This window comes from Paramagnetospirillum kuznetsovii, assembly GCF_003284725.1.
Classification (GTDB): Bacteria; Pseudomonadota; Alphaproteobacteria; order Rhodospirillales; family Magnetospirillaceae; genus Phaeospirillum; species Phaeospirillum kuznetsovii.
This window is the reverse complement of the sequence record NZ_PGTO01000004.1, coordinates 303,084-322,611: the sequence shown is the minus strand read 5'-3', so window position 1 is coordinate 322,611 and position 19,528 is coordinate 303,084. Positions and strand designations below refer to the sequence as shown.

General features: G+C 63.6%; 18 protein-coding genes. 16 read left to right on the top strand and 2 right to left on the bottom strand.

Going from position 1 to position 19,528, the window contains the following annotated elements:
• The first annotated feature begins 115 nt into the window (after positions 1-115).
• From CU669_RS08250 to CU669_RS08225, 6 genes are read left to right on the top strand one after another with little or no spacing between them, the layout of a single operon-like run.
• Entirely contained in the window at positions 116-2,092 is a 1,977-nt protein-coding gene (locus CU669_RS08250) for a lytic transglycosylase domain-containing protein (protein ID WP_112143532.1), read from the top strand.
• On the top strand, positions 2,089-2,769 hold the full coding sequence (locus CU669_RS08245) for a haloacid dehalogenase type II (protein WP_112143530.1): 681 nt from the start codon (positions 2,089-2,091) through the stop codon (positions 2,767-2,769). Before CU669_RS08250 ends, CU669_RS08245 begins: the two co-directional genes overlap by 4 nt.
• A gap of 4 nt (positions 2,770-2,773) precedes the next feature.
• Positions 2,774-3,109, top strand: coding sequence for a hypothetical protein (locus tag CU669_RS08240; protein WP_112143528.1), 336 nt, complete (start codon positions 2,774-2,776; stop codon positions 3,107-3,109).
• Between the two features lie 6 nt (positions 3,110-3,115).
• Positions 3,116-4,966, top strand: a complete 1,851-nt coding sequence (gene ilvD / locus CU669_RS08235; protein ID WP_112143526.1) for a dihydroxy-acid dehydratase — start codon at positions 3,116-3,118, stop codon at positions 4,964-4,966.
• Positions 4,967-4,969: 3 nt separating this feature from the next.
• Complete coding sequence (locus tag CU669_RS08230; RefSeq protein ID WP_146747698.1) at positions 4,970-5,809, top strand: bacteriohemerythrin; 840 nt, start codon at positions 4,970-4,972, stop codon at positions 5,807-5,809.
• A gap of 3 nt (positions 5,810-5,812) precedes the next feature.
• Positions 5,813-6,949, top strand: coding sequence for an iron-containing redox enzyme family protein (locus CU669_RS08225; protein WP_112143524.1), 1,137 nt, complete (start codon positions 5,813-5,815; stop codon positions 6,947-6,949).
• Here CU669_RS08225 and xth read toward each other — a convergent pair.
• Complete coding sequence (xth, locus tag CU669_RS08220; protein ID WP_112143522.1) at positions 6,942-7,715, bottom strand: exodeoxyribonuclease III; 774 nt, start codon at positions 7,713-7,715, stop codon at positions 6,942-6,944. The two genes, CU669_RS08225 and xth, sit on opposite strands and share 8 nt — an antisense overlap.
• A gap of 146 nt (positions 7,716-7,861) precedes the next feature.
• On the opposite strand from xth, the gene CU669_RS08215 reads away from it, so the two are divergent.
• Both CU669_RS08215 and CU669_RS08210 read left to right on the top strand, forming a co-directional pair.
• A complete protein-coding gene (locus CU669_RS08215; RefSeq protein WP_112143520.1) occupies positions 7,862-10,051 on the top strand; it encodes a sensor histidine kinase in 2,190 nt (729 codons plus the stop codon).
• Positions 10,052-10,121: 70 nt separating this feature from the next.
• The gene (locus tag CU669_RS08210; protein WP_146747697.1) at positions 10,122-10,697 is read left to right on the top strand and encodes a hypothetical protein; all 576 of its coding nucleotides are present in this window, start codon (positions 10,122-10,124) and stop codon (positions 10,695-10,697) included.
• Positions 10,698-10,703: 6 nt separating this feature from the next.
• On the opposite strand, the gene erpA is transcribed toward CU669_RS08210, so the two are convergent.
• Entirely contained in the window at positions 10,704-11,057 is a 354-nt protein-coding gene (erpA, locus tag CU669_RS08205; RefSeq protein WP_112143516.1) for an iron-sulfur cluster insertion protein ErpA, read from the bottom strand.
• A gap of 194 nt (positions 11,058-11,251) precedes the next feature.
• On the opposite strand from erpA, the gene CU669_RS08200 reads away from it, so the two are divergent.
• Genes CU669_RS08200 through scpB form a run of 8 tightly spaced genes read left to right on the top strand, consistent with a single transcriptional unit; the run spans position 11,252 to position 19,525 of the window.
• The gene (locus CU669_RS08200) at positions 11,252-12,421 is read left to right on the top strand and encodes a GGDEF domain-containing protein (RefSeq protein ID WP_161539616.1); all 1,170 of its coding nucleotides are present in this window, start codon (positions 11,252-11,254) and stop codon (positions 12,419-12,421) included.
• Positions 12,422-12,472: 51 nt separating this feature from the next.
• Complete coding sequence (locus tag CU669_RS08195) at positions 12,473-13,675, top strand: deoxyguanosinetriphosphate triphosphohydrolase (RefSeq protein WP_112143512.1); 1,203 nt, start codon at positions 12,473-12,475, stop codon at positions 13,673-13,675.
• 17 nt (positions 13,676-13,692) lie between these two features.
• Entirely contained in the window at positions 13,693-15,429 is a 1,737-nt protein-coding gene (argS, locus tag CU669_RS08190) for an arginine--tRNA ligase (protein WP_112143510.1), read from the top strand.
• 1 nt (position 15,430) lies between these two features.
• Positions 15,431-16,366, top strand: a complete 936-nt coding sequence (locus tag CU669_RS08185; RefSeq protein ID WP_112143508.1) for an SPOR domain-containing protein — start codon at positions 15,431-15,433, stop codon at positions 16,364-16,366.
• Positions 16,353-17,384 carry a beta-N-acetylhexosaminidase gene (gene nagZ, locus CU669_RS08180; RefSeq protein ID WP_112143506.1) on the top strand — a complete coding sequence of 344 codons (1,032 nt, stop codon included), beginning with the start codon at positions 16,353-16,355 and terminating at the stop codon, positions 17,382-17,384. The genes CU669_RS08185 and nagZ overlap by 14 nt, the downstream gene beginning before the upstream one ends.
• On the top strand, positions 17,384-18,067 hold the full coding sequence (locus CU669_RS08175; RefSeq protein WP_192884594.1) for a site-2 protease family protein: 684 nt from the start codon (positions 17,384-17,386) through the stop codon (positions 18,065-18,067). Before nagZ ends, CU669_RS08175 begins: the two co-directional genes overlap by 1 nt.
• Complete coding sequence (locus CU669_RS08170) at positions 18,067-18,882, top strand: segregation and condensation protein A (RefSeq protein WP_239988604.1); 816 nt, start codon at positions 18,067-18,069, stop codon at positions 18,880-18,882. Before CU669_RS08175 ends, CU669_RS08170 begins: the two co-directional genes overlap by 1 nt.
• Positions 18,875-19,525, top strand: a complete 651-nt coding sequence (gene scpB, locus CU669_RS08165; RefSeq protein ID WP_112143502.1) for an SMC-Scp complex subunit ScpB — start codon at positions 18,875-18,877, stop codon at positions 19,523-19,525. The genes CU669_RS08170 and scpB overlap by 8 nt, the downstream gene beginning before the upstream one ends.
• The last annotated feature ends 3 nt before the right edge of the window (positions 19,526-19,528 follow it).

Genomic DNA, 19,528 nt, shown 5'->3' with positions numbered 1-19,528 from the left:
GCCGCATGACCCGAGCGCCGGTTATGCGTCGAATCCGGCCCGGTTCGGCTTGAAAGCAAGGCGATTGCCCCATTAAGATGGCCGCCCGGTTCGTTGCCAAGTCAGGTCTTGCCCCGTGAAGGTTTTTCTCGCCGCTATTCTCGTCGCCGTCGGTGTCCTGACGGTTTGTCCGGTCGATGGTCGAGCGCAGGCGATATCAGGTGATGTCGGACTGGCCCGCCAAGCCGTGGCCGCCGCCAAGAAGGATCATTTCGATGAGGCCGCGCGGCTGGCCCGTCAGTCACGGGTCAAGGTGGCGCCGCTGCTGGTCACCTGGATGGCCTATGTCTCGGGCCGCTCCGATGCCAATTTCGCCCAGTTGACCGCCTTCATCGACGCCAATCCCGACTGGCCGCTGATGAGCCAGATGACCAAGCGGGCCGAGGAATCCATCACCGCCGCCACGCCGACTTCCGATGTCCTGGCTTGGTTCGATCACCACGCGCCCACCACCGCCGACGGGGGAGGCGCCTATGCCCGCGCCTTGCTGGCGGCCGGGCGGACCGAGCAGGCCGTCAAGGTAATCCGCGACACCTGGGTCACTCTCAGCTTCGGGGCGTTGCAGGAACGCCAATATCTCAACCTGTTCGGCGATCATCTGCGCTATGAGGATCATTGGGGACGGTTGGACCGACTGTTGTGGGACCGCCAGGAAACCTCGGTTGCCCGCATGATCTTGAAAGTGGACGCTGGCCATCGCTCCCTGGCCCAGGCCCGCCTCGCCCTGCAAAGCGGCAAGGCCAATCCCGAGCCGCTGATCAACGCGGTTCCCGCCGCCCTGCGCGACGATCCCGGCCTGATCTATGAACGGGTGCGCTGGCGCCGTCAGAAGGATTTGGATGACGAGGCCATCGATTTGCTGCGGCATCCGTCGCGCAACAAGATTCGGCCGGATCTGTGGTGGCAGGAACGCGCCATCCTGGCGCGCCGCGCCCTGCAAAAGGGCCATGTGTCGCGGGCCTACCAGACCGCCGCCGACCATGGGTTGGAAGGCGGCAGCCAATATGTGGACGCCGAATTCCTGGCCGGTTGGATCGCGCTGCGTTTCCTTGACGATCGCGATACCGCCACCATGCATTTCTCGCGGCTCTACGATTGGGCCAGCCATCCCATCTCGCGGGCGAGGGCGGCCTATTGGGCCGGGCGGGCCAGCGAGGCGGGCAAGGATCCCAAGGCGCGCGACTGGTTCACGCGGGCGGCGCGCTATTCTACCACCTATTACGGTCAGTTGGGCGCCTCGCGTCTTGGCAACCACCATTGGCCGCTGCCCGATGATCCGGCCCCCACGGCGGAGGACACCTCCCGCTTCGAGAGCCGCGATGTGGTGGCGGGGGCCAGGTTGCTGATGGAACTTGGCGACGACAGCCAGTTGCGCGCCTTCTTCATCCGGCTCAACGATATCGTCCAGACGCCGGGAGAGCGCTCCATGGTGGCCAAGATGGCCAGCCGCAGCGGCCGCGACGATCTCGCCTTGACCGTCGCCCGCCGGTCCGACCGCGAGGGCGTCACCCTGGTTGACGCGGGGTGGCCGCTGTTGAATGTCGATACCGACGAAAGCCAAGCGGAAAAGGCCCTCATCCTGGCCCTGATCCGTCAGGAAAGCGGCTTTACCGCCGATATCGAATCGCCCGCCGGGGCAAGGGGATTGATGCAGTTGCTGCCGTCAACCGCCTCGAAGATCGCCAAGGCGATCCGGCTGAAATTCCATCCCGACAAGCTCGATGATCCGCAGTTCAATGTGGCGGTCGGCTCGGCCTATCTCAGCAGTCTGATCGGCGACTTTCAGGGATCCTATATCCTGGCCCTGGCCTCCTATAACGCCGGTCCGGGACGGGCGCGCAAGTGGATCCGCGAATACGGCGACCCCAGAGACCCCAATGTGGACGTTATCGACTGGATCGAACAGATTCCATTCAGCGAGACCCGCAACTATGTCCAACGAGTGATGGAAAGCGTCGCCGTCTATCGCCGCCGCCTGGGCAAGCCCGCCGGCCCCCATCTGGAGGCCGATCTGCGCCGCTGGGCGCGGCGCACCGCCGAGGCGGGGCAATGATCGCGGCAGGCAGTGTCAAGGTCTGCGTTTTCGACGCCTATGGCACGGTGTTCGATGTTTCGACCATGGCCGAGCTGTTTCGCGCTGATCTGGGCGACAAGGCCGATGCCCTGTTCAAGCATTGGCGTCGGCGGCAATTGGAGATCAGTTGGTTGCCAGGTCGCCATCAAGCGGCCGCTGACTTCTGGCGCGTGACCGACGAGGCGCTGGACGAGACCATGACGGCCTTCGGCTTCGACGATCGCGGATTGCGCGCCCGTCTCATGGAATCCTGGCTATGTCCGCGCCTATACGCCGATGCCAAGCCCACCTTGCTGCGGCTGCGCCAAGCGGGCTTCGCCAACGCCATCCTATCCAACGGCACCCAGGCCATGCTTGCGGCCGGGGCTGCCGCTGGGGAATTGGAACCGGTTCTGGATGTGGTGCTGTCGGCGGCGGCGGCAGGGGTGTTCAAGCCCAACCCAGCGGTCTATAAAATGGTGATGGACCATTTCGGCGTCGCCCCCCAAGAAGTATGCTTCATTTCAGGCAACACCTGGGACATTAACGGCGGCGCGCTGGCGGGATTTCAAACCGTTTGGATCAATCGCGACGGAATTCGGCCCGATAGCCCGCCACGAGGAACCCAATCCACCGTTGCCACCCTGACCGATTTGCCGACCTTGCTGGGAGCCTGAGGGAATGACCGATATGGAACAGGACGACTTGCAAGCCGAGAACGAGGCCCTGAAGGCGGAGATCGAGGATCTGAAGGCGGAGATCGAGGATCTTCACGCCGAGGCCGATATCGACGCCTGCCACGTGGCCGGCCTGACCGCCCAGATCAAGGCTTTGATCGCCGAAGGCGACGCCTGCGCCGATAAGGCCGCCCATCCCTTGCTGGAACGCGCCCAATATATTCATTCGCGTACCGGCGAGACCGTGACGAAGACCCGCGCCTTTCCCATCTATAGAGAAGCCTTCGACGCCGAAGCCGAGCGGCTTGGCATTGCACATCCCGAGAAGATCAGAGGTTAGACCACGATGCCCGCATACCGTTCCCGCACCTCCACCCATGGCCGCAACATGTCCGGCGCCCGCGGCCTGTGGCGCGCCACCGGCATGACGGACGCGGATTTCGGCAAGCCCATCATCGCCATCGCCAATTCCTTCACCCAGTTCGTGCCCGGCCATGTGCACCTGAAGGATCTGGGCCAGATGGTGGCGCGCGAGATCGAGAAGGCGGGCGGCGTCGCCAAGGAGTTCGATACCATCGCCATCGATGACGGCATCGCCATGGGTCATTCCGGCATGCTGTATTCACTACCCAGTCGCGAGCTGATCGCCGATTCGGTGGAATACATGGTCAATGCCCATTGCGCCGATGCCATCGTTTGCATCTCCAATTGCGACAAGATCACGCCCGGCATGCTGATGGCGAGTCTGCGTCTCAACATCCCCACCATCTTCATCTCCGGCGGCCCCATGGAGGCCGGCAAGGTCACCGTGAAGGGCGAGACCCACGCGGTGGATCTGATCGACGCCATGATCAAGGGCGCCGACAAGTCTGTCTCCGACGAGGAGGCCTTGGCCTATGAGCGGGAAAGCTGTCCCACTTGCGGCTCGTGCTCGGGCATGTTCACCGCCAATTCCATGAATTGCCTGATCGAGGCCCTGGGGCTGGGTCTGCCCGGCAACGGCACCGTGGTCGCCACCCATGCCGACCGCAAGGAACTGTTCCTGGAGGCCGGTCGCCGCATCGTCGATCTGGCGCGGCGCGCCTATGAGGGCGACGATTCCTCGGTCCTGCCGCGCTCCATCGCCACCAAACGCGCCTTCGAGAACGCCATGACGCTGGATATCGCCATGGGCGGCTCGACCAATACCGTGCTGCATCTGCTGGCGGCCGCCGAGGAGGCCGGGGTCGCGTTCGGCATGAGCGACATCGACCGCCTGTCGCGCCGGGTGCCCTGTCTGTGCAAGGTGGCTCCCAACGTCCCCGACGTCCATATCGAGGACGTGCACCGGGCCGGTGGTATCGTGGGTATTCTGGGGCAACTGGATCGGGGGGGGCTGATCAACCGCGACTGCGGCACCGTTCATTCCCGCAGCTTGGCCGAAGCCCTGGACAAATGGGATATCAGCCGCACCAACGACCCCGCCGTGCAAAACTTCTACAAGGCGGCGCCGGGCGGCGTGCGCACCACCGAGGCGTTCAGCCAGGCCAAGCGGTGGGACTCGCTGGACGCCGACCGCGCCAAGGGCGTCATCCGTTCGGTTGACAATGCCTTTTCCAAGGACGGCGGGCTGGCGGTTCTGTTCGGCAATCTGGCCGAGGACGGCTGCATCGTGAAGACGGCGGGTGTCGACGACAAGAATCTGACCTTTTCCGGCCCGGCGGTGATCTGCGAAAGCCAGGACGAGGCGGTGGCCAAGATCCTGGGCGGCGACGTCAAGGCGGGCGACGTGGTGATCGTGCGCTATGAAGGCCCCAAGGGCGGCCCCGGCATGCAGGAGATGCTCTATCCCACCAGCTATCTGAAGAGCATGGGCCTGGGCAAGGAATGCGCCCTGATCACCGATGGCCGCTTCTCGGGCGGCACCTCGGGTCTGTCCATCGGCCATGTCTCGCCGGAAGCCGCCGAGGGCGGCGCCATCGGTCTGGTCCAGACCGGTGACATCATCGATATCGACATCCCCACCCGCAAGATCGCCATTCGGGTTTCCGAGGCCGAACTGGAGACGCGTCGCCAAGCCATGCTGGCCAAGGGCAAGCTGGCCTGGAAGCCGATCGGGCGCGACCGCCAGGTGTCGGCGGCGCTCAGGGCCTATGCCGCCATGACCACCAGCGCGGCCAGGGGCGCCGTGCGCGACGTATCGAGGATCGAATCCTAGATCATGACCATCACCTGGAGCGAAAGCATGAGCGTCGGCGTGCCGATGCTCGACGCGGACCATAAGACCCTGATCGGTCTGATCAATCTGTTGCAACGCTCCATCGGCGACCGCGAAGAGTATGTGGCGGTCTACAGCGTTCTCGGCTCGCTTCAGGATTACGCCGCGCAGCATTTCGCCCGCGAGGAAGGCATGATGCGGGCGAGCCGCTGCCCGCAATTGGACCTGCACCAACGCACCCACGCCGGTTTCAGCCAACAGGTCGCCGATCTTAAGGAGCGTTACGAGGAGAATCGGACTTCGGTGCGGGCGCGCGAATGCCTGCGGTTCCTCAATGACTGGTTGGTCAATCATATCTGCACCACCGATATGAACTATCGCGCCTGGGTGGTGGGAAACGAAGGTGCCAAGGCGGCCGGCGACAAGGTGACGCGGGCGAGCGAAGGACGCACACGGGAACTTCGCAGCCTGAGCATTCTGGTGGTCGACGACAACGTCAACTTCTCCGAGGTGCTCGTCACCATCCTGGGGAGCGCCGGTATTGATCGAATCGCCGTCACCCATGACATCGCCACGGCCAAGAGCGCCTTGGTGGGCCGTCCGGTGGATCTTCTGATCTCCGACTGGCATGTGGGCGCGGAAAGCGGTCTCGATCTGGTGAAATGGGTCCGCCAGGGACCGCCGGAACTAGCCGCCATGCCGATTCTGATGCTGTCGGGTCATGAACGATTGGTCAATCGCGACCTCGCCTTGCTGGCGGGTGCCGACGAGTTCATGGAAAAGCCGGTGACGGCGCGGGGATTGCTGATCTGCCTGTCACGTCTTGCCGTGAAGAGAGGCTGACGCGTGCTGATCGACGAACACGGATCGGTCCCGGCTGACATCCATCCGCTGCCGGACCTGTTGCGCCGGGACGGGGCGGCGGTATTGGCCGCCTTCATCGACAATCAGCGCCGTGATTTCGTCCAGGTGCTGTCGGGGTTGTCGGCGCCAGGCTCCGGCCTGCGCGAGACTCTGTCCGATCTCAATGCCCTGGGGGCCGCCGATCAGACCCGCCTTCACGACTTGTTCCTGGATCTCCACCGTCATGTCATGGCCCATCCGGTCTGGCTGCATCCGTTCTTCCTGCGGGTATTCGAAGGACGCATCACCCCCGCTCAGGTAAAGGTCTTCGCCACCCAGTATTTCAATCAGATCAAGAACACGCGGCAATGCGTCGCCCTCGCCATCGGCCGCTTTCACGGCCTGTCGGCCCTGTCTGGCAGTCATAGGGGGCAACGCCTATCCGAATTGACCCAGATCGCCCTGGCCCAACTGGTGGCGGACGAATACGGCGTCGGCAGCCATGGCCTCGACGATTACCCCGAGCTTGGTCGTTTGCTGGCGTCCAAGACCCATATGGTGATGTATCGCCAATTGTTCGACGGTCTGGGAATTCCCGCCGAGGCGCAGGACGTTCCCATGATCCCCGAAGTGGCCGACAACGTGCTGATCCAGCGCCTTGTCGCCGGTCATCCCGCCTTTTCACCCCTGGAGGCGCTGGCCTCGGTGGGGCTGGGAATGGAGTGGGGGGTTCCCGAGTTCTTCAGCCTGTTGCTGGGGGGCCTCATCCGGGTGTCCGAGCGCGACGGTCTTGGGTTGACTCCCCGGCATCTGGAAGTCTTCATCGCCCATGTTCGCTACGACGTGCTGCATGCCATATCGGTCATGCTGGTCACCTCGTTGCATATGGGCGGCGATCACGACCGCCAGGTGGTGAAGAACGCCTGCAATATGCTGATGGCCGGCAGGACGGCCATGATGGGCGGCCTCTACCGCACGGTGTTCGAGGAAGCCTGCCCCGACGTCGTCTTGGCACCACCCTATGGGGTGAGCGATCCGCGCATTGTCCAAGCACTTTTGGAGGCGCGGGCATCAATCGCGCCCGAATGCGTGGTGGGCGGCAATGCCTATGGCCGCTCCACCACGACGCCGTTCACCTGAGCTCGATCCACACCGGCGTGTGATCGCTGGCCTTTTCCCTGCCGCGTGGAGCCTTGTCGATGTCGCAGGCCACCAAGCGGTCGGCGGCCTGGGGCGACAGCAGCAGGTGGTCGATGCGCAAGCCTTCGTCGCGTTGCCAGGCGCCGGCCTGATAATCCCAGAAGCTGTAGCGTCCCTTTTCGGCGTGCAGCGATCGGAAAGCCTCGGTCAGGCCGAGATTCAGCATCTCGCGAAACAGCGACCGGGTTTCCGGACGGCACAGCGCGTCCATTTGCCACGCGGCGGGATTGTAGACGTCGTCGTCGGTGGGGCAGACATTGTAGTCGCCCCCCAGGACCACCGGCATCTCCGTGGACAGCAAGGTGCGGGCATGGGTCACCAGCCTGCGCATCCAGGCAAGCTTGTAGTCGAATTTCTCGCCCGGTGACGGATTGCCGTTGGGTAAATAGAGGGATGCCACCCTGATTCCGTCGATGGTGGCCTCCAGGTAGCGGGCTTGAGGGTCGGTGTCGTCACCAGGAAGGCCCCGCCTCACATCCTCGGCCGCGCGCTTCGACAAGATGGCGACGCCGTTATAGCTTTTCTGGCCATGGACAAGAACTCGATAGCCGCTGCTTTCCAATTCAAGCAGGGGAAAATCGGCGTCCTGACACTTGATCTCCTGCAAGAGAAGAATATCGGGATGCGACGAGGCCAGCCAGTCCATCACATTGGGCAGTCGTGCGCGTATTGAATTTACGTTCCACGTTGCTATTCTCGTATTCATTGCTGATATGGCTCCGCAACCCATTATCCTAATGGTATATGAATTAGGCCAAGATGGAATGAAATCCGCCTTCGTCGGCAAGTTTCGCCTTGAACGCGGAAACCGATGATGGGACTGTGCGCCCGGGTTATGGTGGGCGTCGCGGTATGTTCAGGCTTCTTCGATATTTCTCGCTGACCAGCGCGGCTGTTCTGTCGGTGATGGCTGTCTGTTTCGTCCTGCTTTATCGCAACGATCAATTGGAAGAGCATGTCGGGCTCGCCCAGGAAGAGAATGCCCGGCTGGCGGCTTCCTTCGCGAACTCTTTCTGGCGGCAATTCTCGCCCTTTTTCCAGTCGACGGCCGAGATGTCGCCCGAGATCATGCGCAAGCGTGGGGAACTCCGCGCCCTGGATCTGGCCTTCGAAAGTCTGACCCAGGGCTTGCCGATCCTGAAGGTGAGGGTGCATACCCTGGATGGCAAGGTGGTCTATTCGACCCTGCGCGAGGAAGTGGGGCTTTTCGATCCGCATAGCCGCGACATTGCTGAAGCGGGGCGGAGCAACCGCTCGTTCGGCGCCGTTCATTTCTACAGGAGCATGGCAAGCGCACGGGGCAATTTGGACGACCGTTGGGTTGTCACCAGCTATTGGCCCATCAAGGCCGACACCGATGCCGTCGTTGGGGTTCTGGAACTGAATTCCGATGTCTCCCCCACCATGGAGCGGCTTGATCGGGCCACCTTGCGATTGAGCGCCGTGGTTATCATCGGCTTTGCCGCGCTCTACGCCATCTTGTTCTTCGTCGTTCGTCGCGCCGATACCATCTTGCGGGCGCAGCATGCCCAGTTGGACAAAAGCCGGTCGGAATTGCGCGAGAAGGAGGAGCGGTTTCGCGCCATCGCCGACTATACCTATGACTGGGAATCCTGGCTCGATAAAACGGGTCGGCTGCAATGGGTCAATCCGGCGGTGGAACGGCTGGCGGGGTACTCGCCGCGACAATGTCTCGAGATGACCGACTACCCGCTGCCCATGGTTCACGAGGGTGACCGCGCCAGGATGTCGGCCTTGCGGGCGGCGGCGCTGTCGGACGACTTTCAGACCGATGTCGAGTTTCGTTTGATCTGCCGCAACGGCACCGTCAAATGGGCGCTTGCCAGCTTTCAACCCATCTTTTCCGATTCGGGGCTCTCCATCGGTTCGCGGTGGAGCATTCACGACATCACCATGCAAAAGAAGGCGGAACGGCGTATCCGGGAATCCGAGCTGCGCTATCGTTCGGTCACGTTGTCGGCGGCGGATGCCATCATCTCCATCAACGGCTTGGGGAATATCGTGTCGTGGAACCGGGGGGCCGAGGCCATATTTGGATATGCCGAGGTCGAGATTGTCGGACGCGACGTGACCATGCTGATGCCGGAAGCCTATCGGGGGCGGCATAATTCCGGGATACGGCGGGTGGTGGAAAGCGGCCATGGCACCATCCTCGGACTTCCGACCCTGTTCGAGGGGCTGCGGCGCGACGGCGAGGTCTTTCCGGCGGAACTCACGCTGTCGCGCTGGGAGATGGATGGGGTGCCGTTCTTCACCGCGATCCTGCGCGACATCACCGAGCGCAAGGCGGCCGAGGAGGAATTGGCCAACCGCGCCGAGGCGCTGGAGCGCTCCAACGCCGAATTGGAGCAATTCGCCTATGTGGCCTCGCACGATCTCCAAGAGCCGCTGCGAACGGTGACCAGCTTCCTGCAACTTCTACAGCGAAAATTCGGCGCCAAGATGGGAGAGGATGCCGACGAATACATCAATTTCGCCGTCGACGGGGCGCGACGGATGCATCGCCTGATTAGCGACCTCCTGGCCTATTCCAGGGTCAGCACCCATGGTCAGCAATTCCTGCCCGTCGATGCGACCCAAGCGCTCAAGACCGCCCTGTCGAATCTGAGCGGCGCCATGGATGCCGCCTCGGCCACGGTGACGATCGATGAAATGCCCACCATCGACGCGGACGATTCTCAACTGGTCAGCCTGTTCCAGAACCTGATCGGCAATGCGATCAAGTACCGTGCCGACGGCATCAGCCCGCAAATTCACGTCTCGGCGAAGCAAGCTGGCACCAATTGGATATTTTCGGTTCAAGACAACGGAATCGGTATCCGATCGGAGCATTTTGATCGAATCTTCGTTATCTTCCAGCGATTGCATCTCAGGGATGAATACGATGGAACCGGCATCGGCCTTGCCGTCGCAAAGAAGATCGTCGAGCGCCATGGCGGACGGATTTGGGTTGAATCGGTCTTTGGCGAGGGCAGCATATTCTATTTCACTTTGCCGATGCGTCATCCGGCGAAGCCTTGAGGTCGTCTGCGCGGCCGTGATCTTAACGGCATCGGCCTGGGCCGAATCGTGCCCCCCGGCGGGCATCTTCGTGCCAGAGCGCAAGGTGGCGCTGTCCACGAGCATGGGGATTCCGGTTTACAGCGGCGAACTCAGCCGCGTCCAGGTCAATGCGCTCGCCCATTCCAAGGGGACGGCGGGCAATAACGTTATCGGCCTGACCCAGTCGGAAGTGGAGGGCAAGGTCACGACGCAGATTTGGTCGGTGGATATGGGGGGAGGGCGCCGTTGCCAGGGGCTGGGGCGGGTGGATGGACATTGGCGGCTAAAGGATATCGTCGTCCACATCGCGTCGGAATATCCGCCCGGCGGCTGCAATTACGCCAAGATCCGCCAGCACGAGGACGAGCATGTGGCCATTGCCCGAGAGACCTTCCAGCGTTGGGCGCCTCGTCTTCAAGCGGCACTGGGCGAGGCGGCATCCCGGGAACGCCCGATGCTGGGCACCACCGATCCCAACCAAATGAAACGCGACATCAATGAGCGCCTGCTGCGCGCCTTGCAGCCGACCGTGGACGGCTACAAGGCGGAGCTGAAATCCCGGAACGCCGCCATCGACACCACGGCCAATTACCGGCTGGTCATGAGCCGCTGTCCCGGTTGGTAGCGGGCGTCAGACCGAGAAGGAGCTGCCGCAGCCGCAGGTCGACGACGCGTTGGGATTCTTAATCTGGAACGAGGCGCCGACCAGATCCTCCACGTAATCCACCATGGAACCGTCCAGCAGATCCAATGAGGTCTGATCGACCACCAGGCGGATGCCGTGATCCTCGAACACCCGGTCGTCGTCGCCGATCTTGTCATCGAGCGTGATGCCGTATTGAAAGCCCGAGCAGCCGCCGCCGGAAACGCCGACGCGAAGCATCATGTTGGGCTTGCCTTCCATCCGGATCAGGGTCTGAACCCGATCGGCGGCGCTTTCCGTGACGCCGACCCGCGCGGCGTAATTGTGTTCTGTCTCGGTCATGGTGGTCCTCTGAACTGTAATCGGGCGGATTAGAGTGACGATACCATTCCGCCCATCTCCGGGGGAAGGGGGCTAGGCGCAATTTAGGTATGCGAGTGCGTATTTCAAGCCCCGGTTGGCGGGCTCGGTCATTGGAAATTAACCATGCCCTGTTAGTGTCCTTTCCGCTTTGTCTCAGGGTTCCCAAGGCTCAGATGCAACTTGATGTTCAAACATTGGTGGTCGCCGTGGCGGTGGCGTCCGGCTTTTCAGCCGCCGCCCGAACCATCTTGTGGCGACTTCATCCAGCCATTCCTGGCCTTGTTCATTGGGTTTGGGCCGCCGTCATGGGGGCGGTCAGCTTCATGCTGATGGCGACGCGCGGCCAAATCTTCGGCCCAACCGGGCTATCCGTGGCGCAAACCCTGATCGTGGTCGGCTATGGCTTTGCCTGGAACGGTTTTCGCCTCTTTCTCGGCAAGGCTCCGTTGAGTCGTCCGGTCTTGACGGTTTTGGCGACGGCGGCGGTTGTGCCTGCCTTGGTTTTTGGCGCGGAAGCCACTCTGATCGCTCGCTCCGCCGTCAATTCGTTCCTGGTGATGACGATATCCTTCATTATCGCGCGGGAGCTGTTCTTGAGCGCGACCCAGCGCCACGTCGCCATGCGGATCACCGCTTGGGTCTACGGCGCCAACGCGGCGGCATTCTTGGCGCGGGGTCTAACCCTTTTGCAGGAGGAGCCGCCCGCGGGGCTGATGCCCACCGGCACGCCGCCGGTCCTCGCCTTGCTGTGGTGGCTTTGCATGAGTCTGGCGGTGACGTTGTGCATGGTGTTGATGGCGGGCGAGCGACTACAGATGGATCTGAACGAGCAGGTGAGCAGAGACCCTCTCACGGGGGTGTTCAATCGCCGAGCCTTCTTCATGATGGCCGATCATGAAGTCGCCCAGCTCCGTCGCAGCGGCGAGCCGCTTTCGGTCTTGATGATGGATATCGACCTTTTCAAACAGATCAATGATCGCTTCGGCCATGCCGTCGGCGACGAGGTGCTGCGGCGCTTTACCGCTCTGGCGCTGCGGTTGCTGCGGCAAGAAGACGTCTTCGCCCGCATGGGCGGAGAGGAATTCGTTGCCCTGCTGCCGCGCAGCTCGGTGGAGATGGCCATGGCCGTGGCCGAACGTCTGCGGGTGACGTTTGCCGTGGAAAGTCTTGGGTGGGGCGATTTGGAGTCGGTGCCCATCACGGTGAGCATCGGAGTCGCCGCGCTCGGCGGGCAAGAAGATATCCAAGCCCTGCTGCATCGTGCCGACAACGCGCTGTATCACGCCAAGAACGACGGACGCAATCTGACTCGATTGGCCGATGGCGTCATGGCGGCGGGGTGATGCGTGGTTGGGTGGTTGCACTGCGGCCCGTCGGCTTGTAGTGTCCCTGGCATGATCGCGACCACCGAATCTTGTGCCCGCACCTTGGCCTGCTATGCCAGCAGGCCCGAGGAATCGCGCGGGCGGCTGCATGGCGAGGCGGACAGTCCGACCCGCTCGCCGTTCCAGCGCGACCGCGACCGCATCATCCATTCCGCCGCCTTCCGCCGCCTGCAATACAAGACCCAGGTCTTCGTCTATCACGAGGGCGAGAATTTCCGTACCCGGCTGACCCATTCGCTGGAAGTCTCGCAGATCGCGCGGTCCATCAGCCGGGTGCTTGGGCTGGACGAGGATCTGTCCGAGGCCCTGGCTCTTGCCCATGATCTGGGCCACACCCCGTTCGGCCATGCGGGCGAGGACGCGTTGCAAGAAGTGCTGGCCGAATTCGGCGGCTTCGACCACAACGCCCAGTCCTTGCGCATCGTCACCAAGCTGGAACGCCGCTATGTGGAGTTCGAGGGCCTCAACCTGACCTGGGAAACCCTGGAAGGCCTCGTCAAGCATAACGGACCGCTCACCGGGCCGTTGGCGGTCCGGAAGGACCGGCCGCTGCCCGGCGCCATCGCGGAATATGCCCAACTTCACGACCTTGATCTGGACTCCTTCGCGGGTGCCGAGGCCCAGGTGGCCGCTCTGTCCGACGACATCGCCTACAACAACCACGATATCGACGACGGCTTGCGGGCCGGGCTGTTCACCATCGATGATCTGGCCGATGTGCCGCTGGTGGGGCCGCTGTTTCGCAAGGTGACCCAGGATTATCCCGATGCCGACGTCTCGCTGCGCATCCACGAAGTGGTGCGGCGCATGATCGGCATCATGATCCTGGATCTGACCGCCGAGACCCAGCGCCGCATCGCCCAGTTCAACCCGCGAAGCGCCGAGGATGTGCGCCGCCTGGGCCGTCCCCTGGTTGCGTTTTCCGACGAGATGCGGGCCAATGATGCCGCCTTGCGTCAGTTCCTGTTCACCAACATGTATCGTCACTTCACGGTCAATCGCATGACCAGCAAGGGACGCCGGGTGGTGAAGGATCTGTTTCGGCTGCTGTTCGCCGAGCCGGAATGCCTGCCGCCGGAATGGCGTCGCCTCGCCGACGGCAAGGGCACCACCAAGACCGCCCGCGTGGTGGCGGATTACATCGCCGGCATGACCGACCGCTTCGCGCTGGACGAGCACCGCCGGTTGTTCGATATGCAGGAAAAGCCTTAAGAAGAAGTCGCAATGATATGAATTTGTTCAGTTATTTCCGATCTGAAATCATCGCCGCCGTGGCCAGTGTCGTGCCCGGCCAGGAGTGCTCCAAGGTCACCGCCGAGCCGCCCCGCGAGGCGGCCCATGGCGATGTCGCCACCAATGCCGCCATGGTCCTGTGCAAGGCTGTCGGCATGAAGCCGCGTGATCTGGCCGAAAAGATCGCCGAGAAACTGAAGGCCCATCCGGCGGTGACCGCCGTCGAGGTGGCGGGGCCCGGCTTCATCAACATGCGGCTGGCCGACGGCTTCTGGGTCGAGCGTCTGACCGACATCCTGCGCGACGGTGAGGCCTATGGGGCGTCCCAGGTGGGGCAGGGCAAGCGCATCAATGTGGAATATGTCTCGGCCAATCCCACCGGTCCCATGCATATCGGCCACGCTCGCGGCGCCGTGACCGGCGATGCCCTGGCCTCGTTGCTGGCCAAGGCCGGTTTCGACGTCACCCGCGAATACTATGTCAACGACGCCGGGGCGCAGGTGGACGTGCTGGCTCGCTCGGTGCATTTGCGCTATCGGGAAGCCCTGGGCGAGAATATCGGCGAGATTCCCGAAGGCCTCTATCCGGGGGAATATCTGAAGCCTGCCGGCGAAAACCTGGCGCGTCTTCACGGCGCGAAATTCAAGGATCAATCGGAGTCCGAGTGGCTGCTGCCCTTCCGCGCCTTCGCGGTGGACGCCATGCTGGACATGATCAAGAACGATCTGGCCGGTCTTGGCGTCCGTCACGACGTCTTCGTCTCCGAGCGCGGGCTGGTGGCGGCGGGCAAGGTGCAGGCCGCCCTGGACTTCCTCGACTCCAAGGGGCTGATCTATGAAGGCGTGCTGGAGCCCCCCAAGGGCAAGCTGCCCGACGACTGGGAGGCGCGGCCGCAGACCCTGTTCCGGGCGACTCAGTTCGGCGATGACGTGGACCGCCCCTTGAAGAAGTCGGACGGCTCGTGGACCTATTTTGCCTCCGACATCGCCTATCACCTGGACAAGTACCAGCGTGGCTTCAACGCCATGATCGACGTCTGGGGCGCCGATCACGGCGGCTATGTCAAACGCATGCAGGCCGCCGTCAAGGCGGTCAGCGGCGGTGAGGCCGATCTCGACGTCAAGCTGTGCCAGATGGTCAACCTGCTGAAGGGCGGTCAGCCCTACAAGATGAGCAAGCGGGCAGGGACTTTCGTCACCCTGGCCGATCTGGTGGAAGCGGTGGGTAAGGACGTGGTCCGCTTCATCATGCTGACCCGCAAGAACGACGCCCATCTCGACTTCGATCTGGACAAGGTGCTGGAGCAAAGCCGCGACAATCCGGTGTTCTATGTTCAATACGCCCATGCCCGCTGCCATTCGGTGATGCGTCATGCCACCGAGATCTGGCCCGACTGGACCGAATTCGTCGCATCTCCCGATCCATCGGTGCTGGGGCGTTTGAGCGATCCGGCCGAGCTTGGGGTGATCAAGCATCTGGCCGGGTGGCCGCGTCTGGTGGAGACTGCCGCCGAGGCGCACGAACCCCACCGCGTCGCGTTCTATCTCTACGAACTGGCGGCGGCGTTCCATGGATTGTGGAACAAGGGCAAGGACGAGGCCCGGCTGCGCTTCCTGATCGAGGATGATCGCGATATCTCGCTGGCGCGCTTGGCGCTGCTGCGGGCGGTGGTGGCGGTGATCGCGTCGGGGCTGGCGATTTTCGGTGTGGAGCCCATGGAGGAGATGCGCTGACATGGCTATGCGTCCCAGCGACGATTTTGATCGCGATATCATGGATATCATCCCCGAGCGCTTCGACGCCGACGCGGATTCCCGCCAGGCGCGCGCCGGGCACCGACTGCGCTCCATCGTCACCATAGCGGTGGCGGTGGTGGCGGTGGGCGCCATCGTCGCGGCCGGCCTGCACTTCCTCGGCGGCCGCAAGGGTGGTGGCCTTGGCGTTCCGGTCATCAAGGCCGACGACAAGCCCATCAAGATCCGCCCCAAGCCCGATGATCGCGGCGGCATGCAGGTGCCCAATCAGGACAAGCTGGTCTACGAGCGCATGGAGCAAGGCGCCGACAGCGAACCCAAGGTGGAACGGCTGCTGCCCCAGGCAGAGGCGCCCAAGGCGCCGCCGCGCGTCGCCCCGCCGCCCGAGCCGTCTCCCATGCCCGCTCCGGTCCAGGTGGCTCCGGCCCAGCCGCAGCGCCCGACCGCGCCGGTGGCCGCAAAGCCGAACGAGCCGCCCAATCCCAAGCCCGCCCCGGCGGCCAAGGTGGCGAGCCAGCCCATGGAGGCGCCGCCCGCTCCGGCCTATCAGCCGGTTCAGGCCCGGCCCGCCGCCTCGGAACAGGTCATCACGCCCGCCCAAGTGGCCAGCGCGCCCACCGCGCCGCCATCGGTGGCGGCACCGGTCGCCCCAGCCAAATCCACCGCCTTCGGCGACTATGTCATCCAGTTGGGAGCGGTACGCGCCCAGGATCTGGCCGAAAAGGAATGGACGCGCATCCAAAAGGGCAATGCCGACCTGCTGGGCGCCCTGCATTCCGATATCGTCCGCGTGGAACTGGAAGGCAAGGGCGTGTTCTGGCGTGTCCGCGCCGCGCCGCTGACCGAACAGTCCGCCCGCCAAATCTGCGCCGAACTGGCCCACCGCAATCAGGGGTGCATCGTTGCCCGCAAATAATCAGCCTTCCGCCGCCGTCATCTTCGGCTGCGCCGGTCCGGCGCTGAGCGACGAGGAACGCCGTTTCTTCGCTCGCGTTCATCCGCTGGGCTTCATCCTGTTCGCCCGCAATATCGAAAGCCCGGATCAGGTCCGCGCCCTGGTTTCCGACATGCGGGCCTGCGTCGGCCGTCCCGACGCGCCGGTGCTGATCGACCAGGAAGGCGGCCGGGTCCAACGCCTGAAGCCGCCCCATTGGCGCAAGGCGCCCCCCGGCGAGCCCTTCGCCAAATTGGCCGCGCATGACCGGGCGGCGGCCCGCGAGGCGCTTCGCCTCAATTTCCGCCTGATCGGGCGCGAACTTCGCGATCTCGGCATCGATGTGGACTGCGCTCCGGTGCTCGATGTTCCCATCGTGGGGGCCCATGACGTCATCGGCGACCGTGCCTATGGCCGCTCGCCCGATATGGTGGCCGATCTCGCCGTTCAGGTCATGGAAGGATTGCTGGACGAGGCGGTGCTGCCGGTCATCAAGCATATTCCCGGCCATGGACGGGCCATGGTGGACAGCCATCACGCCCTGCCGGTGGTCGAGGCCTCGATGGCGGAGTTGGAAGCGCGGGACTTCCCGCCGTTCAGAGCCCTTTGCCACGCCCCCTGGGCCATGACCGCCCATGTGGTCTATACGGCGTTGGATTCCCGGCATCCGGCCACCACCTCGGCCAAGGTGATCGGCGACATCATTCGCGGCGCCCTGAATTTCGACGGAATCCTGGTCTCCGATGATTTGTCCATGAAGGCGCTGGGCGGCAGCTTCGAGGAGCGCACGCGGGCCTCGCTGGACGCCGGTTGCGACGTTGTGCTTCATTGCAACGGCGACATGGCGGAAATGCAGGCCATCGCCTCGGCGGTGCGGCCGCTCGGCGATCAGGCGCTTCGCCGTCTGGATCGGGCCGAGGCCATGAAGCGGCGTCCCACCGCCTTCGATCCCGCCAGCATGGAAGCGCGGGTGAACCAATTGTTGTCCCAGGTGACGTGATGGGCGAGATCGGTGGCCTGATCTACGGTGTCACCATCTGGGCCTTGCCCCTGATCTTCGCGGTGACGTTGCACGAGGCCGCCCACGGCTATGCCGCCCATATGATGGGCGACGACACCGCCAAGCGCATGGGCCGCATCTCGCTCAATCCGTTGCGCCATGTGGACCCGTTCGGCACCGTCATCCTGCCGGGCCTGCTGCTGGCATTCGGCGGCGTCATGTTCGGCTGGGCCAAGCCGGTGCCGGTGAACTTCAATAATCTGCGGCCGCAACGGCTGGGGATGATCGTGGTGGCGGCGGCGGGGCCGGGGATGAACGTGGCTTTGGCGGTCATTTCCGTCCTGGTCGCCATATACGGTCTGCCGCTGATGCCCCGGGAAATTCAGGGCTGGATGCTGCTCAATCTCGACAACGCCATCTATTTCAATCTGTTGCTGGCGGTGTTCAACATGATCCCCATCCCGCCGCTGGACGGCGGCCGCGTCCTGGTCGGCATCCTGCCGCGTCATCTGGCGTGGCGAGTGGCGCGGCTGGAAAAGGCCGGTATCCTGATCCTGCTGGCGGCCTTGTTCATCCTGCCGATCCTGGGGCAAAAGCTTCACATGCAGTTGGATATCTTCCAGTGGCTGGTCAGCGGGCCGGTGGAGTATCTTGGCCGCAGGATGGTGGAGATTCTCCAATAATGCAGATGGACGCCTTCGAGGCCGATTCGGAGCGGGCGGGGCGCCCCATGGGCGAGCGCCTGCTGCTGGACCTGGACGGCTGGGAAGGCCCGCTGGACGTTCTGCTGCAACTTGCCCGCGACCAGAAGGTGGATCTGGCCCAGATCTCCATTCTCAAGCTCGCCGACCAATACATTGATTTCATTGAAAGGCTTGGCGGGACTCAATTGGACCTCGCCGCTGAATATCTGGTGATGGCGGCTTGGCTGGCCTATCTCAAGTCGCGGCTGCTGCTGCCTGATCCCGAGCCGGTGGCCGAGGAGGAATTGTCGCCCGCCGAAATGGCCGCCGCCCTGGCCTATCGGCTGCGGCGGCTGCAAGCCATGCGCGATGCGGGCGAAGCTCTGTTCCGGCGGCCATTGCGGGGACGGGATGTCTTCGCCCGTGGCGCCCCCGAGGACATGGAGGTGGTCAGCCGTTCCATCTTCGATCTGGACCTCTACGAGCTATTGAAAACCTATGCCGACCATGTGGTCCGGCATTCGGTCCAGACCCTGACGGTGGAGGCGCCCGACCTGTGGACGGTGGAAGACGCGCTGGCCCGGCTGGAGAGCATGCTGGGGCTGGGCCGCCTGCCCGATTGGTCGGTGCTGATGGCCTTTCTGCCTCCGGTGGGCGGCGATCCGCTCAAGATCAAGTCGGCCATGGCGTCGACTTTCGTGGCGGCCCTGGAACTGACCAAGCAGGGCCGTCTGTCGCTGCGCCAGGACGGCGCCGCCTATTCCCCCATCTATGTGAAGGCGGGACTTGGCTCCCGAGGGCTGGGCGATGATTGACCCGCACCATCTGCGCCTGATCGAGGCGCTTGTCTTCGCGTCGGCCGAGCCGGTCAGCGAGCGGAGCATGGCGGAACGGCTGCCCGAGGGCGTCGATCTGGCGCAACTGCTGTCGGAGTTGGAGGCCCATTACGCCACGCGCGGATTCAATCTGGTCCGGCGCGGCAATGGCTGGGCCTTCCGCACGGCGCCGGAATTGGCCGAGGCCCTGAAGGTTGAACGCACCCTGGAGCGAAAATTATCGCGGGCGGCGGTGGAGACTTTGGCCATCATCGCTTATCATCAGCCGGTGACGCGGGCCGATATCGAGGAAATTCGCGGCGTGGCCCTGTCCAAGGGTACCTTGGACACCCTGTTCGCCGCTGGCTGGGTCACCCCAAAGGGACGCCGCCGCACGCCGGGGCGGCCCTTGACCTGGGGAACGGCCGAGGGCTTCCTTGATCATTTCGGCCTGGCGTCGCTGGACGACCTACCGGGGGTCAAGGAGTTGGAGGCTGCGGGCCTGCTGGATTCCCGCGCCGCCGCCGGAGCCTACGGCAACCGGGCGGTGGAGGGGGACCGGCTGGTGGATACCGGCTTCGAGGAAGAGGACCAGCAGTTGGACCTGCTGGACGACGAGGACGTGCTGGGAATTGGACAGTAGGGA